Origin of the sequence: Amycolatopsis sp. WAC 01375, from assembly GCF_003947325.1 — a bacterium.
Classification (GTDB): domain Bacteria; phylum Actinomycetota; class Actinomycetes; order Mycobacteriales; family Pseudonocardiaceae; genus Amycolatopsis.
In genome coordinates this window covers 152957-174866 of the sequence record NZ_QHHW01000029.1, presented here as the reverse complement: position 1 = coordinate 174866, position 21910 = coordinate 152957, and the positions used below count along the sequence as shown (strand labels likewise).

Annotated in this window: 18 protein-coding genes and 1 riboswitch; of the genes, 8 read left to right on the top strand and 10 right to left on the bottom strand. The window is 70.0% G+C overall.

The features are described from left to right. Positions 1-38: 38 nt before the first annotated feature. Genes cobC through DL991_RS19325 form a run of 4 tightly spaced genes read right to left on the bottom strand, consistent with a single transcriptional unit; the run spans position 39 to position 4969 of the window. A complete protein-coding gene (cobC, locus tag DL991_RS19340) occupies positions 39-1070 on the bottom strand; it encodes an Rv2231c family pyridoxal phosphate-dependent protein CobC (RefSeq protein ID WP_125785727.1) in 1032 nt (343 codons plus the stop codon). Next, positions 1063-2397, bottom strand: a complete 1335-nt coding sequence (locus tag DL991_RS19335; RefSeq protein WP_125785726.1) for a cobyrinate a,c-diamide synthase — start codon at positions 2395-2397, stop codon at positions 1063-1065. The genes cobC and DL991_RS19335 overlap by 8 nt, the downstream gene beginning before the upstream one ends. Beyond that, complete coding sequence (cobO, locus tag DL991_RS19330; protein WP_125681135.1) at positions 2391-3005, bottom strand: cob(I)yrinic acid a,c-diamide adenosyltransferase; 615 nt, start codon at positions 3003-3005, stop codon at positions 2391-2393. Before cobO ends, DL991_RS19335 begins: the two co-directional genes overlap by 7 nt. Beyond that, positions 3005-4969, bottom strand: coding sequence for a putative cobaltochelatase (locus tag DL991_RS19325; RefSeq protein WP_125785725.1), 1965 nt, complete (start codon positions 4967-4969; stop codon positions 3005-3007). Before DL991_RS19325 ends, cobO begins: the two co-directional genes overlap by 1 nt. Before the next feature lie 61 nt (positions 4970-5030). Between DL991_RS19325 and cbiE the strand changes: the two genes are divergently transcribed. From cbiE to DL991_RS19300, 5 genes are read left to right on the top strand one after another with little or no spacing between them, the layout of a single operon-like run. Beyond that, positions 5031-6179 carry a precorrin-6y C5,15-methyltransferase (decarboxylating) subunit CbiE gene (gene cbiE / locus DL991_RS19320; protein ID WP_125785724.1) on the top strand — a complete coding sequence of 383 codons (1149 nt, stop codon included), beginning with the start codon at positions 5031-5033 and terminating at the stop codon, positions 6177-6179. Further along, on the top strand, positions 6176-6937 hold the full coding sequence (cobM, locus tag DL991_RS19315) for a precorrin-4 C(11)-methyltransferase (protein ID WP_125785776.1): 762 nt from the start codon (positions 6176-6178) through the stop codon (positions 6935-6937). The genes cbiE and cobM overlap by 4 nt, the downstream gene beginning before the upstream one ends. Then, positions 6934-7929: a Gfo/Idh/MocA family protein gene (locus DL991_RS19310; RefSeq protein ID WP_125785723.1), complete on the top strand. Its 996-nt coding sequence runs from the start codon at positions 6934-6936 to the stop codon at positions 7927-7929. Before cobM ends, DL991_RS19310 begins: the two co-directional genes overlap by 4 nt. Beyond that, complete coding sequence (locus tag DL991_RS19305) at positions 7926-8669, top strand: cobalt-precorrin-6A reductase (RefSeq protein WP_199754012.1); 744 nt, start codon at positions 7926-7928, stop codon at positions 8667-8669. Before DL991_RS19310 ends, DL991_RS19305 begins: the two co-directional genes overlap by 4 nt. Positions 8670-8702: 33 nt before the next feature. Beyond that, positions 8703-11807 carry an arabinosyltransferase domain-containing protein gene (locus DL991_RS19300; RefSeq protein WP_125785721.1) on the top strand — a complete coding sequence of 1035 codons (3105 nt, stop codon included), beginning with the start codon at positions 8703-8705 and terminating at the stop codon, positions 11805-11807. A gap of 98 nt (positions 11808-11905) precedes the next feature. Here the strand turns inward: DL991_RS19300 and helR are convergent, their stop codons facing one another. The 4 genes from helR to DL991_RS19280 form a co-directional block, all read right to left on the bottom strand. After that, a complete protein-coding gene (gene helR, locus DL991_RS19295) occupies positions 11906-14080 on the bottom strand; it encodes an RNA polymerase recycling motor ATPase HelR (RefSeq protein WP_199754007.1) in 2175 nt (724 codons plus the stop codon). A 274-nt stretch (positions 14081-14354) separates the two neighbouring features. Continuing rightward, the gene (locus DL991_RS19290; RefSeq protein ID WP_125785720.1) at positions 14355-15860 is read right to left on the bottom strand and encodes a precorrin-2 C(20)-methyltransferase; all 1506 of its coding nucleotides are present in this window, start codon (positions 15858-15860) and stop codon (positions 14355-14357) included. Beyond that, a complete protein-coding gene (locus DL991_RS19285) occupies positions 15857-16480 on the bottom strand; it encodes a precorrin-8X methylmutase (RefSeq protein WP_125785719.1) in 624 nt (207 codons plus the stop codon). Before DL991_RS19285 ends, DL991_RS19290 begins: the two co-directional genes overlap by 4 nt. After that, a complete protein-coding gene (locus DL991_RS19280) occupies positions 16477-17583 on the bottom strand; it encodes a precorrin-3B synthase (protein WP_125785718.1) in 1107 nt (368 codons plus the stop codon). The genes DL991_RS19285 and DL991_RS19280 overlap by 4 nt, the downstream gene beginning before the upstream one ends. 98 nt (positions 17584-17681) lie before the next feature. Between DL991_RS19280 and DL991_RS19275 the strand changes: the two genes are divergently transcribed. From DL991_RS19275 to DL991_RS19265, 3 genes are read left to right on the top strand one after another with little or no spacing between them, the layout of a single operon-like run. Continuing rightward, positions 17682-18587 (top strand): ABC transporter ATP-binding protein, encoded by a 906-nt coding sequence (locus DL991_RS19275; protein ID WP_125785717.1) that lies wholly within the window; start codon positions 17682-17684, stop codon positions 18585-18587. Beyond that, positions 18584-19435 (top strand): ABC transporter permease, encoded by an 852-nt coding sequence (locus DL991_RS19270; protein ID WP_125785716.1) that lies wholly within the window; start codon positions 18584-18586, stop codon positions 19433-19435. Before DL991_RS19275 ends, DL991_RS19270 begins: the two co-directional genes overlap by 4 nt. A 3-nt stretch (positions 19436-19438) precedes the next feature. Beyond that, positions 19439-19684 (top strand): helix-turn-helix transcriptional regulator, encoded by a 246-nt coding sequence (locus DL991_RS19265; protein ID WP_005162705.1) that lies wholly within the window; start codon positions 19439-19441, stop codon positions 19682-19684. Positions 19685-19794: 110 nt separating this feature from the next. On the opposite strand, the gene DL991_RS19260 is transcribed toward DL991_RS19265, so the two are convergent. Both DL991_RS19260 and DL991_RS19255 read right to left on the bottom strand, forming a co-directional pair. Next, complete coding sequence (locus DL991_RS19260) at positions 19795-20685, bottom strand: helix-turn-helix transcriptional regulator (protein ID WP_125785715.1); 891 nt, start codon at positions 20683-20685, stop codon at positions 19795-19797. Positions 20686-20753: 68 nt separating this feature from the next. Continuing rightward, the gene (locus DL991_RS19255) at positions 20754-21557 is read right to left on the bottom strand and encodes an SDR family oxidoreductase (protein ID WP_125785714.1); all 804 of its coding nucleotides are present in this window, start codon (positions 21555-21557) and stop codon (positions 20754-20756) included. 239 nt (positions 21558-21796) lie between these two features. Then, positions 21797-21871: riboswitch (cobalamin riboswitch) on the top strand. Positions 21872-21910 lie beyond the last annotated feature (39 nt).

Sequence of the window (21910 nt, the reverse complement as noted above, 5' to 3'; positions counted from 1 at the left end):
GCACGCGAGTTACGTCTCTGAACTCGCGAGTTACGGCTTCAAGCACGCGAGTGCGGTGTCGTCGCGGTCGAACCGGCGAGTGCCGCCAGAAAGGCGTCCACCGTCTCCCGGTCCCGCACCGCGATCCGCAGGTACCGCGCGTCCAGCCCCGGAAAAGTGTCCCCCCGCCGGACGGCGAAACCCTTCTCCCGCAGCCGTTCCCGGACACCGTCAGCGCCGGGGAGCCGGACGAGCACGAAAGGCCCCCGCGGCTCCCCCAGCACTTCGACGCCCAAGGCGGTCAGACCCGAGACCAGGTACTCCCGGTCCGATTCGGCCGCGACCGCCAGCTTCTCGGCTTCCTCCAGCGCCGCCGGGCGGCAGCACGCCACCACGGCGACGGCGGCGAGTGACGACACTGACCACGGCGGCTGGACCGCACGCAGTCTGTCCACAATAGACTCGTCCGCCAGTACGTATCCGGCGCGCAGTCCGGCGATGCCCCAGGTCTTCGTCAGGCTGCGGAGGACGACGAAACCGGGTTGTCCCGCAACGCTTTCGGTCTCGCCGGGGACGGCGTCGAGGAACGCCTCGTCGACGACGACCAGGCGACCAGTGCGCCGCAAGGCGAGCAGGTCCGCGGCCGGATGCAGGACCGAGGTGGGGTTCGTGGGGTTCCCGACGAAGACCAGGTCCGCTTCGTCCGGGACGCCGCCCAGCCGGAAACCGTCGTCGGGCGACAACAGGACCCGGTGCACTCGATGTCCGGCCGCGCGCAAAGCGGCTTCCGGTTCGGTGAACTGCGGGTGCACGACCACGGCGTGCGCGGGCCGCAACGCCGTGGCCAGCAACGTGAAGGCCTCGGCCGCGCCCGAGGTCACCAACACCTGCGACTCCGGCAAACCGTGTCGCCGCGCCACGGCCACCACAGCAGCGGTCACGTCCGGGTAGGCGGCCAGGTCGTCGAGGGCCGCCGCCAGTTCGGCGCGCAGCCACGCGGGCGGCGCCGGGAGCCGGACGTTGACCGCCAGATCGACGAGCCCCTCACCGACCTCGCGATCGCCGTGGTGCCAGAGGTCGTAGTCAGCCATGGTCGTGCACCGCGGCGGCGAACCGTTCGGCGAGTTCGGGGTAGCCCGCCCAGTGGACGTGCAGGTACGACGCGTGCAGTGACGCGGACGCGAAGCCGTCGGGTGTGCGGTCCCAGCCCCAGGCCGGGGTCGGCCCGCTGCCGGGTTCGACGATCGTGCGGTGGAATTCGTGGCCGGTGACGCGTTGCCCCGCCACGGCCAGCAGGCTGTCCGCAGGCGCGAAAGCCTTGCGGTAGCCGAGTTTCCCGCGTTTGGTCATGGTGGCCGACGCGTCGAGGACACCGGTCATCGGCAGGCCGTCGATGTCCTGGCACAGATACAACAGTCCCGCGCATTCCGCGACGACGGGCATTCCGTCGCCGACGGCTCGCGCGATCGCCGTCCGCAACGGGACATTCGCCGACAGCTCTTCGGCGTGCACCTCGGGAAAACCGCCGCCGAAGTACAGCCCGGCGCAGCCTTCGGGGAGTTCCTTGTCCTGCAACGGATCCACCTCGACGACGTCGACGCCGGCGGCGGCAAGCAGTTCGACGGCCTCGGTGTAGCGGAAGGTGAACGCGGGACCGGCCGCCGCGGCGACGACCGAACGCCGCCCGTCATGGGAAAGCGGCGGGCGCCAAGGCTCCCCGGAAAGGCGGGAAGCCGAGCGCGCCACCTGCACGACCGCGCCGAGGTCCACTCCCTCGCTGATCCATGCGGCCAGTTCCGGCAGCAGCCGCGCCGACTCGCTCGCCCGTTCCGCCGCGGGCACCAGACCGAGGTGACGGCTGGGCGCGTGGATCTCTTCGTTGCGGTACAACGTTCCCAGCAGTGGGACGCCGGTCGCTTCCAGTGCGGTGACGATCTCGTCCGCGTGCCGCTGCGAGCCCAGCTTGTTGAGGATGACGCCGGCGAGCCGGACGCGCGTGTCGTACTGCGCGAACCCGAGCACGGTCGCGGCGACACTGCGCGAAGCGGCCGAGGCGTCGACGACGAGCACCACCGGCGCGTCCAGCAGCCGCGCGACATGCGCCGTCGACGCGTATCCCTCGGTGCCGAGCGCCCCGTCGAACAGGCCCATCACGCCTTCGATGATCGCGATGTCGGCACCGGCGGAACCGTGCCGTAGCAAGGGAATCAGCCGGTCCTCACCCTGGAGGAACGGGTCGAGGTTGCGCGGCGGCCGTCCGGTGGCGAGGGCGTGGTAGCTCGGGTCGATGAAGTCGGGGCCGACCTTGTGCCCGGACACCTTCAGCCCCCGCGCCCGCAACGCCGCCATCAGGCCCGCGGCGATCGTGGTCTTGCCGTGCCCGGAACCGGGCGCGGCGATGACCACGCGGTTCACCATTCGATGCCTCGCTGGCCTTTTTGCCCGGCGTCCATCGGATGCTTCACCTTCGTCATCTCGGTCACCAGGTCCGCCGCTTCGATCAGCTCCGGCGGCGCGTACCGGCCGGTGATCACCACATGCTGGTGACCGGGGCGCGCGGTCAGCGTCGAGACGACGTCGTCCACTTCGAGCCAGCCCCATTTGAGCAGGTAGCTGAACTCGTCGAGGACGTAGAAGTCGTGGGTTTCGGCGGCGAGACGGCGTTTGATCTCGGCCCAGCCCTCACGGGCGTTCTCGGCGTGGTCCTCTTCGGAACCGGATTTACGCGCCCAGCTCCAGCCTTCACCCATCTTGTGCCACTCGACCGCGCCGCCCTGGCCGGTGTCGTCGTGCAACTTGCCGAGCGCGCGGAACGCGGCTTCCTCGCCGACGCGCCATTTCGCCGACTTGACGAACTGGAACACGCCGATCGACCAGCCCTGGTTCCACGCGCGCAACGCCATGCCGAACGCGGCCGTGGACTTGCCCTTCATCTCGCCGGTGTGCACGGCGAGCAGCGGGCGGTTGCGGCGCTGCCGGGTGGTGAGCCCGTCGTTCGGCACCGTTTCCGGTTTACCCTGCGGCATTACGCGGCCCTCCCGGAAATACGCGTGCGGACGGCGCCCGCCAGTGTGTCGGCGGCGACTTCGGCGACCGGGACGTGTTCCGCGCCGAGGTGTTCCGCCAGTTCCGCGGCGAGCCCGAGGCGCATCTTCCCGCTCTCGCAGTCCATCACGACCGAGGTCACGTTCCCGGCCAGCAGCCCGGCCGCCTGCTTCGCGCGCTGGACGGCGTCGGCGCCGCTGGTCGCGCGGCCGTCGGTGACGACGACGAGCAGCGGACGCCGCAGCGGATCACGGACCGCTTCGATCCGCAGAACCCGCGCCGCCTCAAGAAGTCCCTCCGCCAGCGGGGTCCGGCCGCCGGTCGCGAGACCGTCCAAACGGGACGCCGCGGCGTCGACGCTGATCGTCGGCGGGAGCGCGAGTTCGGCACCGGAGGCCCGGAAGGTCACCAGGCCCACCTTGTCGCGTCGCTGGTAGGCGTCGAGCAGCAGGGACAGCACGGCGGTCTTGACCTCGCGCATCCGCTGGCGCGCGCCCATCGAGCCGGACGCGTCGACGCAGAACAGCACCAGGTTGCCCTCGCGCCCTTCCCGCCGCGCGAACCGCAGGTCCTGGGGCCGTACGACGAGTCCGGCGCCGCTGCGGCCGCGAGACCGCTGATGCGGCGCGGCCGCGCGTACGGTCGCGAGCAGATGCGGATGCCCGTCCTTGGTCCCGGCGGGCTGGACGCCGATCGTCCGCCCGTTGGTGGTGATGGCGCGGGACCGGCGGCCCGCGGCACCCTCGCCGGTGCCCTTCACCTCGAAACGCCTGGCACGAAAGGCTTCCCCGGCGCCGACCGGCTTCTGCTCACCGCCGCTCCGGCCACCGCCCGATGGCTCCTCGCCGCCTTCCGACGGCGGCGGGCCCGACGTTTCGCCACCCTCAGGCGGTGCACCGGAACCGGGGCCGTCGTCGTCGGGACCCGGACCTTCCGGCTCGGCGTCCTGCAGCGCCTGTTCCAGCTGTTCCTCGGAGATCCCGGGCGCGTCGAAGGGATTCCGGCGACGGCGGTGCGGCAGCGCGAGCCGGGCCGCGACCCGGACGTCCTCGGTGGTCACCTCGGTGCGGCCGGCCCAGGCGGCGTGCGCGACGGCCGTCCGCGCGGTCACGATGTCCGCGCGCATACCGTCGACCTCGAAGGACGCACAGACCTCGGCGATCTGCCGCAGCGCGTCGTCCGGCAGTTTGACCGACGGCAGAAGTCGTTGTGCCGCCTCGATGTCCGCGGCGAGTTCGGCGTCGGCAGCGGCGTACTGGCCGGCGAAACCGTCGGGATCCGCCTCGTAGGCGAGCCGCCGCCGGACGACCTCGACCCGCAGTTCGGGATCCCGGCTGGACGCGACCTCGACGGTGAGGCCGAAACGGTCCAGCAGCTGCGGCCGCAGTTCGCCTTCCTCGGGGTTCATCGTGCCGATGAGGACGAACCTGGCCGCGTGCGAGACCGAAACGCCCTCGCGCTCGACGGTCGCGCGGCCCATGGCGGCGGCGTCGAGCAGCGTGTCGACCAGGTGGTCGTGCAGGAGGTTGACCTCGTCCACGTACAGCAGGCCGCGATGCGCGGCCGCGAGGAGGCCGGGCTGGAAATCGGTGACGCCGTCGGCCAGCGCGCGTTCCAGGTTCAGCGAGCCGATCACCCGGTCTTCCGCCGCGCCGACCGGCAACTCCACGAGTCGTGCGGGACGGCGGTGCGCGGGCGAACCTTCGGCGTGCGGGCCGTCGGGACACGCGGGGTCGGGCTCGACGGGATCGCAGGAGAACCGGCACGCGTCCACGACGTCGACGCCGGGCAGCAGACCGGCCAGCGCGCGGACCATCGTCGACTTCGCCGTGCCCTTCTCCCCGCGCACCAGCACCCCGCCGACGGCGGGCGAGATGGAGGAAAGCACCAGCGCCAGGCGCAGATCCGGCATCCCCACAACGGCGGTGAACGGGTACGGCTTCACAGCACTCCCTCATCGTCGACGACCTCCGGCCGATCATCGCATAGGAAAACCGTCATCTACGGTGACGAACGTGCGCGAAAAATCACCCCTGACGGTCGTCGGGATCGGAGCCGACGGCTGGCCCGGTCTGTCCTCGCAGGCCAGGGAAGCGGTGGTGAACGCGGATCTGGTCGTCGGCGCTCCGCGTCAGCTCGCGTACCTGCCCGCCGGGATGAAAAGCGAACCCTGGCCCAGCCCGCTGCTTCCCGGACTGGACGAGTTCCTCGCCGGACGAGAAGGCCGCGTCTGCGTGCTGGCCAGCGGTGATCCCCTGCTGTCCGGCATCGGCACGACGCTCGTCCAGCGCGGCTACGACGTCGAGATCCTGCCCGCGTTGTCCTCGGTGACGCTCGCCCGCGCGAGGCTCGGCTGGTCCGCGGAGGAGACCGAGGTGGTCACCGTCGTCGGCCGCGCGATCGGCCGGGTGAGCCGCGCCTTGGCGCCCGGCCGGAAGATCCTCGTCCTCGGCGCGAACGCCGAAGACCTGCTCGACCTGCTCAAAGCCCGCGGTTACGGCAAGAGCCGCGTCACCGCGCTGTCCGACCTCGGGGGCCCCGACGAGCGGATCGGACCCGGCTCGCTGACCGTGTTCGCCGTCGAGGCCGACGGGCCCGCGCTGCCGCTGACCGGTCTCCCGGACGACGCCTTCGAGCACGACGGGCAGCTCACCAAACGCGACCTTCGCGCGTCCGCGCTGGCCAGGCTCGCGCCGTCACCCGGCGAACTGCTGTGGGACGTCGGTGCGGGAGCGGGCAGCGTCGGGATCGAATGGTCCCGGGTGCATCCGTTGAACCGGGCGATCGCGATCGAGCGCCTCCCGGAGCGGGCCGCCCGGATCACCCGGAACGCGGACGCGCTCGGGGTCCCGGAACTCGACGTGGTGATCGGCCCCGCGCCGGAAGCACTCGAAGGACTGACCAGGCCGCACGCGATCTTCGTCGGCGGCGGGCTGACCGTGCCCGGTGTGCTGGACGCCTGCCTGGCGACCGGCGCGCGGATCGTCGCGCACGGCGTGACCCTCGAATCCGAACAGGCGCTGGCCCGCGCGTACGGCGAACACGGCGGTGAGCTGATCCGCGTCGCCGTCGAACAGGCCGCGCCGCTGGGCGGCTTCACCGGCTGGACCCCGGCGCGGGTCGTCACACAGTGGACATATCGGAGCAAACCTTGACAGTGCATTTCATCGGCGCGGGTCCCGGCGCGGCCGACCTCATCACCGTCCGGGGCCGTGACCTGCTCGGGCGCTGCGAAACCTGCCTGTATCCGGGCAGCATGACGCCCACGGCGCTCTTGGAGTACTGCCCTCCGGAGGCGGTGCTCATCGACACCGCGAACCTCGATCTGCCCGCGATCGTCGAGCGCATGGTCGAGGCCCACGAGGCCGGCCACGAGATCGCGCGGCTCTGTTCCGGCGATCCGTCGATCTACAGCGCGGTCGCCGAGCAGATGCGCCGGCTCGACGCGGCCGGCGTTCCCTACGACGTCACGCCGGGTGTGCCGGCGTTCGCCGCCGCGGCCGCGCTGCTCAAGCGCGAACTGACCGTGCCCGAAGTCGGCCAGAGCCTGGTCATCACGCGGGCGCAGGCCCGGTCCACCGCCATGCCACCGGGTGAAACGCTGGAGAACTTCGCGCGCACCGGCACCACGCTCGCGTTGCATCTGGCGATCAACCGCATCGAGCAAGTAGTCGACGAATTGCGGCCCTTTTATCAAGAGAACTGCCCGGCGGCGGTGGTCGCGCTGGCGAGCCAGCCCGGTGAGCAGGTGCTGCGCGGCACGCTCGGCACCATCGCCGCGCAGTCCCGCGAGGCCGGGATCAGCCGCGCCGCGATGATCTTCGTCGGGGAAGTCCTTGCCGCCGAAGGGTTTCCCGACAGCTTCCTGTATTCGGCCACCCGTGATCGCGCCAACCAACCGGAGTCGCTGTGAAGAACGTTCGCTGGGGCCTGCTGGCCGCCGGGACCATCGCCGCCGAGTTCGCGGCGGGCGTCGAAGAGAGCAAGCACGGCGTGCTGGAGGCCGTCGCCGCGCGGTCCGGTGACCGGGCGGCCGAGTTCGCGAGCCGCTTCGAGATCCCGAAATGCTACGGCGCCTACGAAGACCTGCTCGCCGATCCGGACGTCGACGCGGTCTACATCTCGACGCCGCATCCGCTGCACGGCGAATGGGCGATCCGCGCGGCCGAGGCGGGCAAGCACATCCTGTGCGAGAAACCGCTGACCGTGTCCGTCGCCGAAGCCGAGAAGGTCATCGAGGCGGCCCGCGTCAACGACGTCTTCCTCATGGAGGCGTTCATGTACCGGCTGCATCCGCAGATCCGGCGGCTGGCCGAGCTGATCTCGTGCGGCGCCATCGGCGAGGTCCGCGCCGTGGATGTCACCTTCAGCTACAACTTCGCGGTTCCCCGGCTGACCGATCCTGCGCTGGGCGGGGGCGGGATCTTCGACGTCGGCTGTTACTGCACCTCGCTCGCGCGGCTGGTCTCGCAGGCCGCGACCGGGCAGGACGTCGTCGAGCCCGACGAGGTACTCGGGATGGCCAGGCTCGACGAGAACGGCGTCGACGAGGTCGCGTTCGGGCTGTTGCGGCTGCCCGGCGGGATCCTCGCGCAGCTGGCGTGCGGCTTCCAGCTGACGCAGGACGACCACATCCGCGTGTACGGCTCACAAGGGCAGCTGTACGTGCCGAAACCGGCGTGGATCCACGAAATGCGCAAGCCGAAGACCTCGCAGATCATCCTCACGCCGGAAGGCGGCGAACCCGAGGTGATCGAGGTCGAAGCGACTCAAGGCCTCTTTGCTCGCGAGGCCGACCACGTCGCCGCGCACCTCGAAGACCGTCAGGCGCCCGAACTCACCTGGCCGGAAACGCTCGCCAACCTGCGCACGCTGGAACGGTGGCGCGCGGCCGTGGCGCGATGAAGCTGCTGATCCTGGGCGGGACAGGCGAAGCACGCGACCTCGCGAAGGAGCTTGTGGCGCGTGGCGAGCACGTCGTCTCGTCGCTGGCAGGCCGCGTCGCACGACCGAAACTGCCCGACGGCGAAGTCCGCGTCGGCGGCTTCGGTGGCCCGGAAGGTCTCGCGCGCTGGCTGACCGAGAACGACATCGACGCGGTGATCGACGCCACGCACCCCTTCGCCGAACGCATCGGCGCCAACGCGGTCTTCGCGGCGAGGGAAACGGGAACACCGCTGCTCAGGCTCGCCAGGCCCGGCTGGACCGAACGGCCCGGCGACAGCTGGCACTGGGCCGACGACCTCGACCACGCCGCGCGGCTGCTCCCGGCGCTCGGCGAGCGCGTGTTCCTCACCAGCGGCCGTCAAGGGCTCGCAGCCTTCGCCGAGCTCGATCTCTGGTTCCTGATCCGCTGCGTCGACCCGCCCGAGGCACCGCTCCCCCGCCGTCACGAAGTCCTGCTGGACCGCGGGCCGTACACGGTGGACGGGGAACGCGAGCTCATGGAACGGCACGGCGTCGAGGTCCTCGTCACCAAGGACAGCGGGGGCGCGATGACCGCCGCGAAGCTCACCGCGGCCCGCGGGCTCGGCCTCCCGGTGGTCGTCGTCCGCCGGCCCCAGCGACCCGAAACGGCCAGCGTAACGACAGTTCAGGACGCTGTCGGCTGGATCGGTGCCCAGGAGAAGGGCAGCCCTGCGTAAGCCGTTCGGACCAGACCCGTTAGCGTTGCGCCGATGCGTTTGATCGCTGTCACGCTGGGGTTGCTGTCCGCCTTGTGCGCATTGGCTTTCCCCTTCCTGCCGGTGGTGCAGGACACAGCGGAGGTCGTCTGGCCAACGGGCGGCGACACCCGCTCCGTCAACGCGCCCTTGACCGGGTACTGGGCGCAGGATCTGCGCGTCGATCTGCCGTGCACGACCGTCCGGTCGCTGGACGCGCGTTCGCAGGGACAGGCACTGCTGTTTTCCACCGTGCCCGACGGCCGCACCGACCCGCGCGCGGGCAAGGGCGTCGGTCTCCAGCTGCGCATCGACAACGGCGTGCTGCTCGCCTCCAGCCAGGGTCAGCAGATCGCGCAGCAGCCGCTGCCGGAGGCCAACTGCGACGTCAAACTGTCGGCGGACGCGAACCAGATGACGCTGTCCGTCGCCAAGACCGTGGTGTTCCACGCGGAGGGCGACGTCCGGCCGCGGCTGGTCGGGATCTACTCGTCGATCAACGCGGGCAAGGACCCGATCGCCGGCCTGCACGTCTCGGTCGTCCCGGACACCCGCTACCAGACCTCGCCCACACTGCTGAAGTGGATCATCGGCCTGATCGCGGCGCTGTCGTTCATCGGCTGCCTGATCGCGGTGTGGCGGATGGACTCCGGGTTCGCCCGCCGCGCGCCGCGCTGGGCACCGATCGGCTGGTGGCGGCTGACCGCCCGCGACGCGACGGTGATCGTCGCGCTCGGCGCGTGGGTCTTCATCGGCCCGGTGACCTCCGACGACGGCTACATCCTCACGATGTCGAGAGTGGCCGAAGAGACCGGCTACCTCACCAACTATCACCGCTGGTTCGGCGTCGCCGAGGCGCCGTTCGGCTGGTTCTACCACGTGTATCAGCTGATGGCGCACGTCAGCACGGTGCCGCCGTGGATCCGGCTCCCGTCGTTCCTGCTCGGCGTGCTGAGCTGGCTGCTGATCAGCCGCGAGGTCATGCCGCGCCTTGGCACCCAGGTCCGGACGAGCCGCGCTGCGGGCTGGGCCGCCGCCGCGGTCTTCCTGGTCTGGTGGATGCCGTACAACAACGGCGTCCGGCCGGAACCGGTCGCCGCGCTCGGCTCGCTGCTGGCGATCTGCGCCGTGGAGCGCGCGCTGGTGACACGCCGTCTGCTGCCGCTCGCCCTCGGGCTCACCGCGGCCGGGTTCACCCTGGCCGCGACGCCGACCGGGCTGATCGCGGTCGCGCCGTTCCTCGTCGCCGCCCGCCCGCTGTTCAAACTGGTCCGCCAGCGCGCCGAGAACGGCTGGCTGCCGGTGCTCGCGCCGGTGCTGGCCGCGGGGCTGCTGGTGCTGGTCGTGGTGTTCGCCGACCAGACCTTCGCCACCGTGCAGGAGGCGACCCGGATCCGCACCCAGGTCGGCCCGAACCTGTCGTGGTTCCAGGAACTCGCGCGGTACCAACTGCTCTTCGAAAGCCTGCCGGACGGTTCCGTGTCGCGCCGGTTCCCCGTATTGCTGGTGCTGCTGTGCGTCGGGACCTGTCTGGTGGTGCTGCTGCGCCGCGGCCGGATCCCCGGTGCCGCGCTCGGTCCCAGTCGCCGACTGATCGGCACGGTCGCGCTGTTCTTCCTGCTGCTGGCGCTGACCCCGACCAAGTGGACGCACCACTTCGGCGCGTTCGCCGCGGTCGGTGCGGCCATGGCGGCGTTGACCGCGCTGGCGACCAGCTCGACGGTGCTGCGGTCCAGGCGCAACCGGGCGGCGTTCCTCGCCGGGCTGCTGGTGGTCGGCGCGCTGGCCGCGACCGGGCCGAACTCGTTCTGGTTCGTCTCGAAACTCGGCGTGCAGTGGACCGCGGTCGCGCCCTCGATCGGCGGGATCCCGCTGTCGACGATCCTGCTCATCGCGGCCGGGATCTCCGGCGTGTACGCGTTCGTGGAGAACGTCCGCGCGCATCGGCCGGGGCTACAGGCCGTGCCACAGGAAGGGCGGAGCCGCTCGCTGCGGCTCGGGTCGCTTTCGCTGGTGGTCGTCTGCGGTCTGATGGCCACGGGCGAATTCGTCAGCATGGCGTGGGCGATCCACAACCAGGCCGGTTCCTACAGCCTCGGCGCCGCGAACTTCGGGCATCTGTCCGGCAAGAGCTGCAACCTCTCCGACCACGTGATGGTGGAACGGGACGCCGCCACCAGCATCCTGCGGGCCCAGCCCGAACAGCGGACGGTGCCGGTGAAGAAGGAGGACCCGCCCGCCGGCCAGACCCCGCCGCCGTTGCCCGATCCGGAGCAGGACAACGGCCGCGTGCAGACCGGGTTCCACACCCGCGCGATCGACGACAAGGACCCGCTCGCCGAACCGCCGCACGGCTTCAAACCCGACGAAGTGCCGATGTGGAGCAGTTTCCTCGACCCCGAAACGCGGGCCGGGCGGTTGCGCAGCGACTGGTACGCCCTCTCGGAAAAGCCCGCCGACGGCCAGATCGTGGTCGCCACCGCGGGCGCGGCGCGGCGTCCGACGTCGGTCAGCCTCGACTACGGCGTGAACACCAGCGAAGGTGTGAAGGTCGTCCGCAGCCAGTTCGTGCTCCCGCCGGGCGCCGGGACCAACGGCTGGAACGACACCCGGATCAACCTGCGCGACCTCCCCGCCGAGACGACGTCCGTGCGGATCAACATCGTCGACAACGACCTCACCGAGGACGGCTGGATCGCCGCGTCGGCGCCCCGCGTGCCGACGTTCACCACGCTGACCGAGAAGATCGCGGGCAAACCGGTGTACGTCGACTGGCCCGCGTCGTTCGTGTACCCGTGCGTCCAGCCGGTGACCTCGCACGACGGCATCTCGAAGATGCCCGAATACCGGATCACCGCCGGCGCCGTCGCCGACGAGGCGAACTGGGCCTCCAGCACCAACGGCGGCCCGATCGGCTGGCTCGAAGAAGTCGCCGCCGAACCCGAGGTGCCCAGCTACCTGATCGGCCAGCCGAGCCAGTCTTGGGGACAGCTGCTGCAGGTCGAACCGTTCACCGAGGGGATCGCGCCGACGATCGTCCACGGCGAGAAGGTCGTCCCCGGCTGGTGGTCGCCGGGTCCCGGGCCGCGGCAGCCGAACGGCAAGGACCCGACACGCTAGGCGTCACTCGCGTGTTTGAATCCGTAACTCACGTGATTGGAGACGTAACTCGTGAGTTACGCCTCCAATCACGCGAGTGCGGTCTCTGATCACGCGAGTTACGAGTTCAGGCCCTTCAGCGCGGGCGGCAGCGGGCCCTCGTGCAGGACTCCGAGGCGCTGCGTAGCGCGCGTGAGGGCGACGTAGAGCTCAGCCGCGCCGCGCGGACCGTCGGCGAGGATCCGCGCCGGGTCCACGACGAGGACGGCGTCGAACTCGAGTCCCTTCGTCTCCGAGGCGGGCACGGTGCCGGGCACGCCCGGCGGCCCGATCACGACGCTGGTGCCTTCACGACCGGCTTCGTCCTTGACGAACTCCTCGATGGCGCCCGCCAACGAATCCTCGGTGACCTGCCGCGCCCACGGCCGGACCCCGTTGGACCGGACCGACTCCGGCGCCCGGACGTCCGGCGCGAACTCGGCGAGCACCGAGGCGGCGACGGCCATGATCTCCGCCGGGGTGCGGTAGTTCACCGTCAGCGACCGGTAGACCCAGCGGCCCGGCACGTACGGCTCCAGCATCGCGCCCCACGACCGCGCCCCTGCCTCGGACCGGCGCTGCGCCAGATCACCGACAACGGTGAACGACCGGTTGGGGCAGCGCCGCATCAGCACCCGCCAGTCCATTTCGGACAGTTCCTGTGCCTCGTCGACGACGACGTGCCGGTACGTCCAGTCCCGGTCCGCGGAGGCGCGTTCGACGAGGCTACGCGTGTCGTGCTCGACGAACCGGTCGGCGAGTTCGTCGGCGAAGAGCAGGTTCTCCGCCGACAGCATGACGTCCTCGTCCATCTCCTCGCGGTCCAGCTTCATCGTGTCGAGCACACCTTCGGCGTACTCGGCCTCGGCCTTCTTCTCCCGCGCGAGCGCCTTTTCTGCCACCTGTTCCGCCCGCTTGTCGCGGCCGAGTAGGTCGACGAGTTCGTCGAGCAGCGGCATGTCCGACACCGTCCAGGCTTCCCCGTCCGCACGCAGCAGCGCCTGGTCGGCACCGGCCGCGCCAAGCCGTTCCGGCGACGACAGAAGCGAGCCCAGCAGGCTTTCGGGCGTCAGGATCGGCCAGAGTCCCTCGATGGCGGTGGTGAACGTCTCGCTCTCCGCCAGCTCTTTGAGCAGGTCCTTCCGCAGCCGCTCCCATTCGTCACGGTCGTCGCGGCTGAGCCAGCCGCGGCCGATCCGCGCGATCGCCCGCTCGGTCAGGACGTAGGTGACGATGTCGGTGAACGTCCCGCGCGCCTCGTTGTGCGGCAGGCCGCTCTTGCGCGCCTCGTCCCTCGCCCATTCCGCGGTCTCGGCGTCGATCCGGACGATGACGTCGGCCAGGTCGATCAGCACCGGCTCCTCCGGCAGCCGCTGCCGGTCGGCGACCGCGGCCTTGAGGACGTCCAGCATCTTCAGCGAGCCCTTGAGCCGCGTCGCCTCCGGTCCGTCCTCCGCGGTGACGTGCTTGCCCGGCACGAAATCGCCGGTGGTCATGAACACCACATCGGTCTCGCCCAGCGAAGGCAGCACCCGGCCGATGTGGTGCAGGAACGCCGGATTCGGCCCGACCACGAGCACGCCGTGGCGCTCCATCCGCTCGCGCTGCGTGTAGAGCAGGTACGCGACGCGGTGCAGCGCCACCACGGTCTTCCCGGTACCCGGCCCGCCCTCGATCACCAGGACCCCGGGGTGTTCGTGCCGGATGATCTCGTCCTGTTCGGCCTGGATCGTCGCGACGATGTCGCGCATCCCCTCGCCCCGCGGCGCGTTGACCGCCGCGAGCAGCGCCGCGTCGCCTTCCGCGTCCCCGCCGGGACGGCCGAACACCTCGTCGGTGAACCCGAGCACCTCACGCCCGCGCGTGTGGAACTGACGGCGACGGCGCATCTTCTCCGGTGTCGCGGCGGTCGCGGTGTAGAACGGGCGCGCCGCCGGTGCCCGCCAGTCGAGCAACGCGGGTTCGTAGTCGTTTTCCTCGTCGAAGAGACCGATGCGGCCGATGTGGGAGGTCTCCCCCGCGACGCTGTCCAGCCTGCCGAAGCAAAGGCCGTTGTCCACGACGTCCAGCCGCCGCGACTCCCTGGCCAGCGCGCGCACCTCGACGTCGCGTTCCATGGCCGTCCCGCCGGTTCCCCCGAGCGCCGCCTGGTACTCCCCCTTCACGCGCGCGCGTTCGGCGTCCAGGCGCGCGTAGAGCCCGGCGACGTATTCGCGTTCGGACCGCAGCTCTTGTTCATGACCCTGAGTTGACACAGACTCCCATTTCGCCAGGTTTCGGCTACGGCGAGTGAGTGTGAGGCATGACCGGGGTCTTGTGGCAAGTCCCCCTATGCGCTATATGTTTATTACGGAGGGAGTTACTCCCCGCATCGCGGCGCGCGCGAACGCCTCCCGTTCAGACCTTTCCCCGGCTCCCTCGGCCAGCGTCGAACTCCTATGTCGTGAAGGGCCCCTTTGAGACCTTCATCGCCTCAAAGGGGCCCTTCAGGACATCTGCTCCCAAGGCACGCAACGCCGGCCTGGGCCGTTACTCGTAGGTGCGCGGCGTCCAGACGATGCCGTTCTCGGCGCGGGTCTTCGACGAACCCACGATCAGCAGGCAGCGCATGTCCACTTCCGACGGCTCCAGGGTGCCGAGGGTGACCACGCGGATGTCCTCCTCCGGCCCGCCGACGTCACGGGCCACGACGACCGGGGTCTCCGGCGCACGGTGCCGGAGCAGGACTTCGCGGGCCTGCGCGAGCTGCGTGGTCCTCGTACGCGACGCCGGGTTGTACAACGCGAGCACCAGATCCGCCGCGCCCGCCGCGTCGAGCCGTCGTTCGACGATCTCCCACGGCTTGAGCCGGTCGGACAGCGAAAGCACGCAGTAGTCGTGGCCGAGCGGCGCGCCGACCCGGGACGCGGCCGCCTGCGCGGCGGTCACCCCCGGCACGATCCGCACCCGCGAACCCTTGCCGTGCCCGGCGGCGACCTGCTCCAGCACCGCCGACGCCATCGCGAACACGCCGGGATCACCCGACGAGACGACGGCGACCTTGGCGCCGTTCGCGGCCAGCTCCAGTGCTTCGACGGCGCGCTCGGCCTCGACGCGGTTGCCCGACGCGTGCCGCTGCTGACCCGCGCGCTGCGGCACCCGCGCGACGTACGGGCCGTAGCCGACGATGTGCTCCGCCGCGGCCAGTTCCTCGGTCGCTTCGGGGGTCAGCCAGCCGGGGCCCGCCGGGCCGAGGCCGACGACCACGACTTCACCTCCGGTGTGCGTTTCCCGCTCCCGGGGCGTTTCCGGTTCGTCGGCGAGCCGGGAGGCGTAGGCGGGGCTGGGCAGCAACGCCAGCGAGAAGTACGGCACCGACTCCGGGTCGACGTCGGCGAACGGCTCGACGCGCTGCGCCTGCCAGGTCGCCCGTTCGATGTAGAAGGCGTCGTCCAGTTTCCCGGCTTCGGCCAGCGCCTCGCGGACGTTGCCGAATGTGCGGCCGAGCTTCAGCACCGCCGCCGCCTGTGTGTCGGCCAGCCGCCGCGCGAGTTCCGGCGCGGGCAGGGTGCCGGGCAGGATGGTGAGGACCTCGTCGCGCTGCACCAACGGGCGGCCGAGCACCGAGGACGCCGCGCTGACCGACGTCACGCCGGGCACCACGGTCGCCTCGTAGCGGTCGGCGAGCCGCTCGTGCATGTACATGTAGGAGCCGTAGAAGAACGGGTCGCCTTCGCAGAGCACGACGACGTCGCGTCCGGCGTCGAGGTGTTCGGCGAGCCGTTTCGCGCTCAGCTCGTAGAAGTCGGCGATGGCGCCTTCGTAGCCGCCGGGGTGGTCGGTGGTCTCGGTGGTGACCGGATAGACCAGCTTCTCCTCGACCTGGCCGTCCCGCAGATACGGCTCGGCGACCGAACGCGCGATGCTCCGGCCGTGCCGCGCGCTGTGATAGGCGATGACGTCGGCCTCGCCGATCAGCCGCGCGGCCTTGACCGTCATCAGTTCCGGGTCACCGGGACCGAGCCCGACACCCCACAGTTTCCCGAGCCCGCTCATTCGACCTCACTCGCCATCGCGTTGATCGCGGCCACGGCCATCGCGCTGCCGCCGCGACGTCCGTGCACCACCAGATACGGCGCGGGTGCCCGCTTCGCGAGCTCCACTTTGGACTCGGCGGCCCCGATGAAGCCCACCGGGACCCCGATGATCGCCGCCGGGGCACCGACCCCCTCGTCGAGCAGTTCCAGCAGCCGGAACAACGCGGTGGGCGCGTTGCCGATCGCCACCACGGAACCGGGCAGCTTGTCCCGCCACAGCTCCAGCGCGGCCGCGGACCGCGTGGTGCCCATCCGCTCCGCCAGCCCCGGCACCTTCGGGTCGGACAGTGTGCACAGCACCTCGTTGGCGGCAGGCAAACGTTTGCGGGTCACCCCGGAGGCGATCATGTTCGCGTCGCACAGGATCGGCGCGCCCGCTTCGAGCGCGGCGCGGCCGGATTCCACCACGTCCAGGCTGTAGCGGAGGTCGTCGACCAGGTCGACCATCCCGCAGGCGTGGATCATCCGCACGGCCAGCACCGCGACGTCGTCGGGCAGGATCGCGAGATCCGCCTCCTCACGGATGGTGGCGAACGAATGCCGGTAGATCTCGGCCCCGTCCCGGATGTAGTCGATCACTGCTGCCCCTTCAATTCGGCACTGTCCTTCTCCGCCAACGTCGCCAAGGTCTCTGTGAGCTCGCCGACCGGGACGTACGCCCCGTCGACCAGATAACCGTCCTCCGTCGCGAGCACGTCGACGTGCTCGCGCGCGGGCTTCCCGCATCGCCGTTCACAGCCGGCGAAATGAACCCTCGGCGTCCTGCCGACCCTCGCCGCGTCGGCCCGGACGTCGGCGAGCGACTTCGCGCAACCCGGTCGTCCGATGCAGGCACTGACCCCGAGCGACGGCGCACCCGGATCGGTGACCAGCCCTGTACCCGCTTCGAGAGCGCCGCGGACCAGGATCGACCGCCACGGGGTGACCACGGCGTCCCCGGCCTTCGCGATCGCCCGAGCCTGAGCCGAGGTCAGCCTGCCGAAGACGGGGGCGACCACGATCGCTTCGCCGATCGGTCCGATGGGAAGGCCGGGATTCACCGCGAACTTCCGCGGCTCCCCGGTTTCGCCTGGTACGCCCTTGAGCAGCGGTCCCGTGTCGGGCAGTTCGCTGACCCGCCAAGCGGTTCCTCTCGTCCGGAGGAACGCGCCGGCGACCGAAAGCAGCGCTGCGACGGCGTGCTCGGCGGGGACGCGCAGGCCGGTGTCTCCGCCGGCGAGCAGCAACGCGCCGTCGCGCCAGCAGACGTCGGCGCCTTCTCCGGCGACGTCACCTTGGCCTCCGTCGAGGGCGAAAAGGAAGCGGCCCGGGAGTTCGGCCAGCTCGGGGACGGCGCACAGGGCCTTGTCGAGTGCGGCGGCGAGTCCCTGGGCGACGCCGCTCACCGGCGAGGCGAGGATGTTGCGGACACGTTCGTGCGACGGCGACGGCAGGAGCCCTGCCGCGGAAAGTCTGCCGGCGAGACCGGGCCGGGTGACGCCGCGCAGCTGGACGTTGCCGCGGGAGGTCAGGTGCAGGGCGCCGTCGCCGAGGTCGTCGGCGGCGTCCGCGAGCGCCCCGAGCCGGGCCCGCGTGATCGCGCCTCCGGGCAGCCGGACGCGGGCGAGCGGACCGTCCGCGGCGTCGTGCGTGGCGAAAACACCAGGGCACGCGTCGGCTCGGACACGTGCGCTCGTGGACATGCGCTCACTGTAGATGGCCGTTCTGGACGAGAGTATGTCTCAGATCATATGTAGTAGGTGTGCTACATTCGATCGCAGCACTGAGATGGGGGTGACCAATGAGAGATCCACAGGACGTGATGATCTCCGTCAAAGATCTCCGGATGCGCTACGGGACGAACGACGTCCTCCACGGCGTGGACTTCACCGCGCACCGTGGCGAGGTGATCTGCCTGCTCGGTCCGAACGGGGCGGGCAAGACCACGACGATCGAGATCCTCGAAGGCTTCCGGATGCGCTCGGAAGGCGAGGTCAGCGTGCTGGGCAGTGACCCGGCACACGCGGACGAGAACTGGAGGGCGCGGCTGGGGGTCGTCCTCCAGGCCTGGCGCGACCACGCGAAGTGGCGGGTGCGGGAACTGCTGGAGCACCTCGGCGGCTACTACGCGCCGTATTCCACCGACCGCATCAAGCGGCCGTGGGATCCGGACGAACTGGTCGCCGCGGTCGGGCTGACCGCACACGCGGACAAAAGGGTCCGGATGCTCTCGGGCGGGCAGCGGCGCCGCCTCGACGTCGCGATCGGCATCGTCGGCCGCCCGGAACTGCTGTTCCTCGACGAGCCGACCGCCGGACTGGACCCGGAGGCCCGGCGCGAGTTCCACGAACTCGTCCACCGGCTGACCGATGACGACGACACGACGATCCTGCTGACCACCCACGACCTCGACGAGGCCGAGAAACTGGCCGACCGGATCCTGATCCTGAACCACGGCCGGATCGTCGCCGACGGTTCGGCAGACGCGCTGAGCAGGCAGATCGCCGGCGAGGCCGAGGTGCGCTGGACGCTGGACGGCCAGCGGTTCGTGCACTCCACCACCGAATCGACGAAGTACGTGCACGAACTGTTCAAGCAACACGGGGACGCAATCGGCGATCTGGAAGTCCGGCGGGCCTCGCTCGAAGACACGTACATGACCCTGGTCCGCAAGGCCGAATCCCTCGAGGCGGTGGGCGCGCGATGAACACGATTCAGCACAGTGTCCGGCTGGGCGTCCGGCGCGGTCTGCTCGAAGGCCGCCAGATGATGACCAACAGGGAAGACCTCTTCAACACCTTCCTCTTCCCGGTGATCTTCGTGGTCGTCATGTTCTTCATGCGCGACTCGAAGCTCCCGGGAACGGAGTTCTCGCTCGGTGCCGCCACCGTGCCGAGCGTGCTGGGCGCGTCGATCGTGTTCACCGGCATGCTCGGAATGGCGGGCGTCCTCGCCGTCGAACGCGAAGACGGCACGCTCCTGCGCGCCAAGGCCACCCCGAACGGCATGATCGGCTACCTCGTCGGCAAAGTCGTCACCGTGTCGTTGAGCACCGTCATCGGGATGCTGCTGGTGCTGATCCCCAGCCTGTTCCTGTTCGACGGCATCGCGCCCGGCGGGCTGACGTCGTGGCTGGGCCTGCTGTGGGTACTGGCGCTCGGCCTGCTCGCCACCATGCCGATCGGCGCGATCTTCGGCTCGCTGACCTCGAACGCGCGCAGCATCGGCCTGATCATGCTGCCCACACTGGGAATCGGCGCGATCTCGGGGATCTTCTACCCGATCACCGCGCTGCCGGAATGGTTGCAGGGCCTCGGGCAGGTGTTCCCGATGTACTGGCTCGGCCTCGGCATGCGGTCGGCGCTGCTGCCGGACTCGACGGTGATCATCGAGATCGGGCAGTCCTGGCGGCCATGGGAGACCCTCGGCGTACTGGCCGTCTGGGCCGTGATCGGATTGACACTGGCCCCGGTCGTCCTGCGGCGCATGGCGCGGCGCGAGTCCGGGTCCTCGGTGGCGGCACGACGGGAAAAGGCGATGCAGCGAATTGGTTAGTTCATGAGCGAGGTCGTTTACAACCGGATCGCGATGCTGCGCGCGGAACGAGGCATCTCCCGCCGCGAGCTCGCCGACGCGCTGGGCGTGCACTACCAGACCATCGGCTACCTCGAACGCGGCGAGTACAGCCCGAGCCTCTACCTCGCGTTGCGGATCGCGGAGTTCTTCGAGGTCGCGGTGGAGATCATCTTCTCCACCGCGCCTTTCCCGCGGATCGGTGACTCTTCGTCGGAGCGGTCGGCGTGACTTCCGGGAACCACAATTCGTCGACTGATTGAGTGGTAAGGCAAACGTGGCAGGTCGCGAGTGAACCGCCACGACCCGACACCTTTGCCTTAACCTAAAAGGGTCGAATATCAGCTCAGTGCTTGAATCTCGGTCGCCGGCTTCTCCTGCCCTGCCGCCCACGACGCCAAGAGGGCCAGACCGTCCGCGGTCGCCGTGCCGGCGGGCGCGGTGTAGACGGTCAGGAGCAGGCCGGGTTCGGCGGACAACTCCATCGACTCGACGTCCAAGTCGAGCCGGCCCACGACCGGATGGTGCATCCGTTTGCGTCCGGACCGGTGGAGCAGAACGTCCTGAGATGCCCACCGCCGCCGAAACAGTTCACTGCTTGTCGCCAATTCGCCGACCAGGGTGATCAGCTCCTCGTCGTGCGGATTGCGGCCGGCTTCCATGCGTAGCTTCGCGGCCACATCACAGACGATCCGGTCGTAGTCGACGAAGAACGTTTTCGCCGCCTCGGGATCCAGATACACGAACCGCGCGGTGTTCGCCGGCCGTCGCGGGTCGGCCAGCACCGGTGCATACAGCGCGCGGGCGAGGTGGTTCATGGCCAGCACGTCATAACGGCCGTTGCAGATCCACGCCGGCGCATCGGTGATGGCGTCGAGCACCTGATGAAGCGCCGGACGCACCGTCACGGTGGATCGCGGACGGCGTGGACCGCCGGGCGCCCTGGACTGCCGCGCGAGGTGGAACAGGTGATCGCGCTCCGCCTCGTCAAGGTGCAAGGCAGAGGCCAACGCGTCGAGCACCCCGTCGGAGGCGCCGGCGAGGCCGCCGCGCTCCATACGCACGTAGTAGTCGACAGATACCCCAGCCAGTAGTGCTACTTCTTCGCGACGCAGACCTTTGACCCGGCGGTTGCCGCCGTAAGCGGACAGTCCGGCCCGCTCAGGTGTGATCCGCGCGCGACGCGAGCTCAGGAACTCCTTGATCTCAGTGCGCAGATCGATCGTGGCCACCCCTTCACCGTAGGCCCTGTCCGCATGCGAAAGGAGGTACTGCTGGTGCCCCCGTCGAGATCCGACGCCTAGGTACCCGATGCGGTCGTGGCCGTGCCGCCGTCGACCGGGACGATGGCGCCCGTCAGGTAAGACCCGGCCCGGCTGGCGAGGAACACGGCGACACCTGCCATGTCGTCGTCGCGGCCTAGCCGGCGCAGAGGGGCCTTCGCCGCGATCGTGTCGCCGATGGCGTCGATCGTGGCCGCCATCATCCGCGACGGGAACACTCCTGGGGCTACCGCGTTCACCGTGATGTGCTGTGGGCCCAGTTCCCTGGCAAGCACCCTGGTGAGTTGATGGAGTGCCGCTTTGCTGCCGGCGTACGAGTAGTTGGGCGCCTCGGCGACGTGGATGGCGGCGATACTGCCGATGTTGATGATCCGCGCGGGATCATCGGCCGTGCCCGCCCCGCGCAGTGCGGGCAGCAGCGCCTGCACCAGCCAGAACGGCGACTTGAGGTTGAGGTCGATCACCGTGTCCCAGGCCTCGGCCGGGAACGTCTCCAGCGGCTCGCGCCACATCGCTCCCGCGTTGTTGACGAGAATGTCCAGGTGTTCCGAGCCGGCCTTGACCAGATCGGCGAGGCGCTGACACTCGTCGTACCTGGACAGGTCGGCGGGGATCGCTCGAACGTCGCCGAATTCGGACAGTAGACGCTGTGCCTCCGCGCACGCGTCCGCCTTACGTGAGCTGACGACGACGCGGGCACCTGCCTGCAGAAGGCCGCGCGCGATCATCATCCCAATGCCCCTGGTTCCGCCAGTGACAAGTGCGAGCTTCCCACTCAGATCGAAAAGGTCTGCGTGAGTGGTGAACTGGTTGTCCGCCATCGGTCTTCGTTCCTTCTGTCGTGGAAGCATGTGCCTCCCGTGGCTGCGAGCCGGCTCGAACAGGCTGACAGTCGTCCTGGACGTCCGGGAGTTCCTGGCGATCCGGGCACCGCGAGGGCCCCCAACACCGCAAGTAGTCGACCAAACGCGCGACGCGGCCACCCCTGATGGGCACATCACCTTGACGCCGAGCCGAGCCGCACCGGAGAGTGAGCTCCGAACCCACGCGTCGGCAGGTGGAGGAACCCGGTGAGAGTCCGGGGCGGTCCCGCCACTGTCACCCCTCCCGAGCAAGGAGGGGAAGCCAGGAACTCCGGCCGGCGCGACCGCACGACCCGGGGCGCGGACACCCC

Excerpts from the sequence above, each read along its gene's own strand:
- cobC (WP_125785727.1), bottom strand. The coding sequence starts at position 1,070 with ATGGCTGACTACGACCTCTGGCACCACGGCGATCGCGAGGTCGGTGAG.
- DL991_RS19335 (WP_125785726.1), bottom strand. The coding sequence starts at position 2,397 with ATGGTGAACCGCGTGGTCATCGCCGCGCCCGGTTCCGGGCACGGCAAG.
- cobO (WP_125681135.1), bottom strand. The coding sequence starts at position 3,005 with ATGCCGCAGGGTAAACCGGAAACGGTGCCGAACGACGGGCTCACCACC.
- DL991_RS19305 (WP_199754012.1), top strand. The coding sequence starts at position 7,926 with ATGAAGCTGCTGATCCTGGGCGGGACAGGCGAAGCACGCGACCTCGCG.
- DL991_RS19300 (WP_125785721.1), top strand. The coding sequence starts at position 8,703 with ATGCGTTTGATCGCTGTCACGCTGGGGTTGCTGTCCGCCTTGTGCGCA.
- DL991_RS19290 (WP_125785720.1), bottom strand. The coding sequence starts at position 15,860 with ATGAGCGGGCTCGGGAAACTGTGGGGTGTCGGGCTCGGTCCCGGTGAC.
- DL991_RS19280 (WP_125785718.1), bottom strand. The coding sequence starts at position 17,583 with ATGTCCACGAGCGCACGTGTCCGAGCCGACGCGTGCCCTGGTGTTTTC.
- DL991_RS19275 (WP_125785717.1), top strand. The coding sequence starts at position 17,682 with ATGAGAGATCCACAGGACGTGATGATCTCCGTCAAAGATCTCCGGATG.
- DL991_RS19270 (WP_125785716.1), top strand. The coding sequence starts at position 18,584 with ATGAACACGATTCAGCACAGTGTCCGGCTGGGCGTCCGGCGCGGTCTG.
- DL991_RS19265 (WP_005162705.1), top strand. The coding sequence starts at position 19,439 with ATGAGCGAGGTCGTTTACAACCGGATCGCGATGCTGCGCGCGGAACGA.
- DL991_RS19255 (WP_125785714.1), bottom strand. The coding sequence starts at position 21,557 with ATGGCGGACAACCAGTTCACCACTCACGCAGACCTTTTCGATCTGAGT.